The sequence below is a fragment of the Protofrankia sp. Cj3 genome, from assembly GCF_917627355.1.
In the GTDB taxonomy this organism is placed as follows: domain Bacteria; phylum Actinomycetota; class Actinomycetes; order Frankiales; family Frankiaceae; genus Protofrankia.
In genome coordinates, this window is record NZ_CAKJTR010000191.1 from 1 (window position 1) to 6,142 (window position 6,142).

General features: G+C 68.0%; 5 protein-coding genes and 1 pseudogene. 4 read left to right on the forward strand and 2 right to left on the reverse strand.

Translation table 11 applies throughout. The annotated features are described in order from the left end of the window. The 4 genes and pseudogenes from MJ783_RS19550 to cobA all read left to right on the forward strand — a co-directional run. Positions 1-560, forward strand: a pseudogene (locus MJ783_RS19550) (nitrite/sulfite reductase); the annotation flags it as partial. A gap of 309 nt (positions 561-869) precedes the next feature. After that, on the forward strand, positions 870-1,541 hold the full coding sequence (locus MJ783_RS19555) for a phosphoadenylyl-sulfate reductase (RefSeq protein WP_239312417.1): 672 nt from the start codon (positions 870-872) through the stop codon (positions 1,539-1,541). Positions 1,542-2,097: 556 nt separating this feature from the next. After that, complete coding sequence (locus MJ783_RS19560; RefSeq protein WP_239312418.1) at positions 2,098-2,385, forward strand: hypothetical protein; 288 nt, start codon at positions 2,098-2,100, stop codon at positions 2,383-2,385. 649 nt (positions 2,386-3,034) lie between these two features. After that, complete coding sequence (gene cobA, locus MJ783_RS19565; RefSeq protein ID WP_239312419.1) at positions 3,035-4,369, forward strand: uroporphyrinogen-III C-methyltransferase; 1,335 nt, start codon at positions 3,035-3,037, stop codon at positions 4,367-4,369. Here the strand turns inward: cobA and MJ783_RS19570 are convergent. Together MJ783_RS19570 and MJ783_RS19575 are read right to left on the reverse strand one after the other, a co-directional pair. Beyond that, positions 4,338-4,817 (reverse strand): sirohydrochlorin chelatase, encoded by a 480-nt coding sequence (locus MJ783_RS19570; protein ID WP_239312420.1) that lies wholly within the window; start codon positions 4,815-4,817, stop codon positions 4,338-4,340. The two genes, cobA and MJ783_RS19570, sit on opposite strands and share 32 nt — an antisense overlap. 29 nt (positions 4,818-4,846) lie before the next feature. Further along, positions 4,847-5,896, reverse strand: coding sequence for an NAD(P)/FAD-dependent oxidoreductase (locus MJ783_RS19575; RefSeq protein WP_239312421.1), 1,050 nt, complete (start codon positions 5,894-5,896; stop codon positions 4,847-4,849). Positions 5,897-6,142 lie beyond the last annotated feature (246 nt).

A 6,142-nucleotide genomic window follows, 5' to 3' on the forward strand; every position in this document is an offset into this window, starting at 1 on the left:
AGGCCGACCAGCTGACGGCGGAACTCGCCGCGCTCGACCTGGTCGTCCGGCCGAGCGTTTTCCGGCGCGGCACCATGGCCTGCACCGGGATCGAGTTCTGCAAACTCGCCATCGTCGAGACCAAGGCGAAAGCCGGGGCGCTCATCGACGAGCTGGAACGGCGGCTGCCCGACTTCGACGAGCCGATCGGCATCCACGTGAACGGCTGCCCGAATGCCTGCGCACGTTTCCAGGTCGCCGACATCGGGCTCAAGGGCTCCCTCGTCCCGGACGAATCCGGGGAGATGGTCGAAGGCTTTCAGCTGCACCTTGGTGGTCATCTTGGCGTGCGGTCGCGGCTGGGCCGCAAGTCCCGTGGGCTGAAGGTCACCTCCGCCGGTGTCGCTGACTACGTCGACGGGCTGCTGCGCGCGTATTCGGCCGGTCGGGACGAGGGTGAGTCCTTCGCGGACTGGGTCGAGCGGGCCGACGAGTCCGTCCTGGCCGCCCCGGCGGATCGAGCCGGTGCCGTGGCCCCGGCCGAGCCTGCGTCCGGGACGTCCGGGGCCGCTGATGGCTAGCGGTCATTCCGTCCCCTTCTACTGCCCGTACTGCGGTGAGGAAGATCTTGTTCCCTATCTTCCGCCCGAGCGGGATGCGGCCAGCGGGTCCGGCCACGGGCAGTGGGCGTGCGGGAGCTGTCGGCGGGCTTTCCGGCTCAGCCTGACCGCTCTCGCGGTCGGGCCCATTTCGTCCGAACAGGACGGTTCAGCTGACTGTGAGCACTGAGACGGCGTTTTGGCGGTAATCCGGGAGTGTGCCCCCCGGTACGGCGTGGGAAAGGCGTGATCGCGTCGTTGCCGGCCTGTTACGACGGAGGAGAGCGATTCATGGATGCCACGTTGAAGGCCCGTGCCCTGCATGCCGGTGACGAGCTGGAGGGCGCGTCCGCGCAGGAGATCCTGGGCTGGGCGGTGGAGGAGTTCGGGACGAAGCTGGTTGTGGCCGCATCCATGGCGGAGGCTGTGCTCGTCGACATGCTGGCCCGGATCTGCTCGGACGTCCCGGTGATTTTTATTGATACCGGTTACCATTTCGCTGAGACAATCGGTACTCGGGACGCGGTCATGCACCGCTACGACCTGCCGCTGATCAGTGCCGGCCCACAGCTCACCGTGGCTGGCCAGAACGCCGTGTACGGGCCGAAACTGTTCGAACGGGATCCGGACCGGTGCTGCCAGCTGCGCAAGGTCGTCCCGCTGGACCGTGCGCTGGCGCCCTACCGGGCGTGGGCGGCGGGCTCGCGCCGGGCCGAATCCGCCGGGCGCAGGAACCTGCCTGCCGTGGGGTGGGACGAGCGGCGCGGCAAGGTGAAGATCCATCCGCTGGTGGCCTGGACGGACGAGGACGTCAACCGTTACGTCCAGGAACATGACGTGATTGTTAACCCACTGCTGTCGGATGGCTACGACTCTGTCGGCTGCTGGCCGTGCACCAGCCGTGGTGAGGGCCGCGCGGGCCGCTGGGCCGGCAGCGCCAAGACCGAGTGCGGCATTCACTGACCTCGGCGGTTCTGGCTGTTGCGGGTGGAGGGGCACTGACAGCCTTCAGGTAGCCAGTGATCTACTGGCCCGGGGCGGACCACATTCTGTCATGGTTTGTCGGGCCGGTATGACGACATGTCGGATCGCGGTGCGATGATCTCGCGTGTGGTTGTCCAGCGTGTCTGGTCGGCCACCTGATGACGCATGTACTGAACACCGCGAACGGATCCGACCATGACCCTGCGATCCCCGACTGATGGCCCGCATGGCCCGCACGGCCCGGTGGCTGGTGCGCTGCACGCCTGGGTGGACGAGTCGCTGCGCCTTCGGGCTGGCGAGCCCGGCCTCTACATCCTGGCCGCAGCTGTCGCCGAGGTGTCGTCGTGCCCGCCGATACGTCGAGATCTCAATGACCTGCTCCTGAAAGGTCAACGCCGTCTGCACTGGCGGGATGAAGATGGTGCCCGACGGCACAAGTTCGTGAGCCTGGTCGCGAGGGCCGACCTGGAGCTCGTTGTCGTTGTAGGCACGCCGGGTACTGCCAAAGAAGCAGGAACGTGCCAGGCGGGTCTGCATGAAAGGCCTGTTGCACGAACTCGATCAGAGGGCGGTCGAGCGAGTGTGGCTCGAGTCCCGCACGACATCACTGAACAAAAAAGATCAAGTGATGGTCGCGGCGCTTTTCGGTAGTCATGTGATCTCTCATCGGTTACGTACCGGACACGCTTCACCGGTGTTCGAGCCGATGCTCTGGGTCGCTGATGCGGCAGCAGGGGCGATATCGGCTGCGCGCGACGGCCAAGGAGATTTTATAGCAATCATCAAGCATCTTACGACAACGATCGAAATCCCTGTCCGATGACAACCTGCCGCTTTAGAACAGCGCGAAGGCCGGGTCCCGTCGTCCGGCGGGGTCCCGACCATCACTTCCCATCCCCCCGAAGGAGGCGAGCATAGATCGAGAATGCGCCGTCTCGTGACCGTAGTCAAGTTGTCTCGTCATCTGGAGCAGGGATCGCGTGGCTGGCGAGTCCGGCCGAGGGACGTGCGGCGACGCGTCGTGCGGCGCTCGGGACGGTCCGGTGCGGGCGCCGGGGCGGGTCGGATGGTCAAGATCGAGGCTGTCGGGATGGCAACCTATAGTTAGAACTCGGGTGCGAAGGGTAGATAGCGAAGAGGGGGACCGGAGAAGGCGCAGCGGAGATATCCATGGGGGTCGAGTGGACTGTGCGGCGCACGAGGCTCACAAGAGCCTTATCGATCATGCTAGATTGGGCACCCTTTGTGATCTCACGGGGCGAACCGGCCGAACCAAGTCGCCCATCCAGGCCAGCGATCTCCGCGCGTTACTCCTGTTTCTTGCGGTTTTCCAGTGGATAACAGATTTTCTGGGGTGGGTTTTCTTCGGTATTTTCATTGCGGGTGTGACCGGGATCATCAGGCGAGAGTAGCGGATGCGTTACTGTTCAACCGATTTCTTTCATGGGTAGGTTTCACCGATTGCATGCTGCGTGAACCGTCCCGGCAGTAGCGTCGCGGGGATGAACGAGGGCCGGGCACACGATGAGGATGAGGGAGACAACGGCCGCGGGAGCGGGGGAGCCGGGGCCGCGAGCGCGGCGGGACGGGACGAGCCGCTGCGCGCTCCCGGTGAGGTCTGGCTGGTCGGGGCAGGGCCGGGGGATCCGGGGCTGCTTACCATCCGTGGCCGTGAGCTGCTTGGTCGGGCGGACGTCGTCGTCACGGACCGGCTGGTATCCGCGGGGGTCCTTGCGCTTGCCCGGCCCGGTGCGGAGGTTATCCACAGTGGCAAGAGTGCCGGTGCGCTGACTCGTACCCAGGAGGACGTCAACGCGTTGCTGGTCGACCGCGCGCTCGCCGGGCACATGGTCGTCCGCCTCAAGGGCGGGGACCCGTTCGTGCTCGGCCGCGGCGGTGAGGAGGCCGAGGCCTGCCGGCTCGCCGGGGTGAGATGCACGGTTGTCCCGGGGGTGACCTCAGCGTTCGCCGGGCCCGCGTATGCCGGGATCCCGGTGACGCACCGCGGTGCCGCCCAGGATGTCGCGGTCGTCTCCGGGCATCTGTCACCCGGGCATCCCGACTCCACCGTGGACTGGGCGGCGCTGGGGGCGTCCCGGATGACCGTTGTCGTGCTGATGGGTGTCGCGCGGCTCGCCGGCATCACCGCGGCCCTCATCGACGGCGGCCGGTCGCCGGACACGCCGGTCGCGATGATCGAACGGGCTACCACGCCGGCCCAGCGTGTGATCCGCGGCACCTTGGACACGATCGCGGTCGACGCCATCGTGCTGGGCGTTCGCTCACCCGCGGTGGTGGTGATCGGTGACGTCGCGGCCCGTTGCGACGCTCCGCCGCCACTCATCCCGACAGATGATGCACGGTCAGCGAGCGATGGCGCTACCCGTCCGCTGCTGGGTGTTCGGGTGCTCGTCCCGCGGACGAGAGCACGTCCAGGCCTGCTCGCCGCACGGCTGCGGGCTCTCGGCGCGGACGCGGTGGAGACCGTGGTGTCCCGGCCCGGCCCGGCGGCCGGGCCGGGGTCACCGCTGGCCGACGTCGACGCCGATCCGGACCCGCGGATCGTCGAGGAGCTGCGTCACGGTGACCTGCACGCGGTCGCGTTCGCGTCGTCGACCGCGGCTCGGGCGACAACGGCACTTTACGGACCGTTGCCGGCCGGGATGCTGGTTGCGGCCATGGGCGAACGCACCGTCACGGCATGCCAGCGGGCCGGTCTGCGGGTCGACGCTGTGGCGGCCGAGCCTGGCATCCACCCGCTTGCCGCCGCCGTCGTCACCGCCGTGACCGAGGCCCGGTCGCGCTGACGGCGCTGGCCCCGGTGGCGGCGCTGCCAGGGCTGCCACCGGGGCCGGACAGCTGATTGCTGGCCAGCGTGTCCTCGATGCGGGAGGCAACCGCGGTCAGCACGCCGGGGTGCAGGCCGAGCGGGGCGGTGAGGTGCCAACGGGTGCCGGGGAACCGCTCCTGTGCCCTGGTGAGGGCGGCCGGGATGTCATGGGTGGTGTGGTTGCCCTCGAACAGGAAGAAGGGATGGGCGACGATCTCCGTGCAGCCCGCGGCGGCGAGAATCCCGTACCCGGCGGCGATGTCGGGCTCGATCAGCTCGAGGAAGGCCGGTTCCACCGCGTCCCAGCTGATCTGGACGTCGTTTGTGGCCCGATCAGCCTGGGCGAACAACCGCGCGAGTGTGCGGACAGTCGCGTTCGCCGTATCCCGTCGCGAGCCGTGCCCGATCACCAGTAGACCCCGCATGCCTACCAGTCTGCGCCGGACCCGCCCGATCAGCCGCCTGTGCCGGCGGCGTCGCCGGAGCCGTGGCCGTCGTCGGAGCTGTGACCAGGGAAGATCTTGGCGGACGGGTCGATGATGGGCGCGGCGTTGTTGACGGCCGTGGCGACCTCGCCGAAGCCGGTCGCGATCAAGCGTACCTTGCCGCGGTACTCGGTGATGTCACCGGCGGCGAAGACCCGTTCGACGCCGGTCGCCATGGTCGAGTCCACCACGATGTGGCGCTTGTCGATCGTCAGGTTCCAGCGGGTCAGAGGTCCCAGATCCGCGGTGAACCCGAGCGCGGCGACGATCGCCTGGGCCTGGCGGACCTGGCGCTCACCGGACTTGCTGTGGGTGAGTTCCACCTTCTCCACCTGGCCGTCGCCGTGGATGGCGGAGACCTCCGTGTGCGTCAGGATCTCGACGCGGGAGGACAGCACCTTCGCGACGGTGTGCGCATGGGCGCGGAAGCGATCGCGGCGGTGCACCAACGTCACCGAGCGCGCCAGCGGCTCCAGCGCGAGCGCCCAGTCGAAGGCGCTGTCACCGCCGCCGACGATGATGACGTCGGCGGCGGCGTAGACGTCCAGCTTCGGGACGAAGTACGCTAGGCCACGGCCCAGATGGTCGCCGCCGACAGGCAGCGGGCGGGGCGTGAACGTCCCGAGCCCGCCGGTGATGAGGACGGCCTTCGCCCGGACCCGTGTCCCCTGCACACTGGTGACCACGACGCTGTCGGCCTCATGAGCCAGTTCGGCGGCCTGTTGAGCGAGCAGGTAGGTGGGGGAGAACGCCCCGGCCTGCGCGACGAGCGCGGTGATGAGATCACGGCCGCGCACAGCCGGGAAACCGGCCACATCGTAGATCATTTTTTCCGGGTACATAGCGGTGACCTGACCCCCGGCCTCGGGCAGGGAGTCCATCAGCGCCACGGACATCCCGCGGAACCCAGCGTAGTAGGCGCCGAAGAGACCGGCTGGCCCAGCGCCGATGATCAGTATGTCGGTGTCGAGGTCCGCCGGTGTCGAGTTGTCCGGGCCTGCGGGGGTCACTGCGTCCACGCGTAACTCCTGGGGACTCTGCGTTCTGCGCCTGGGTGGCCCTGCCGGATTGCATTCGCAAGGGCCGGTCGGCACTACGGAAGGGAAACTCCGCTCCTATCCTGCCCCACGTAGAGCGACCGGCGATAGGGACGCGGCGTCTCCCGGGGCTGGGCGCATCCCCGAGCCCATTTCCTGATTGAGCGCCCGGCGGCAGCGGGCGTGGACATGGCATCGCGCGCCGGCTATTTCTGATCGGCGGCCTGA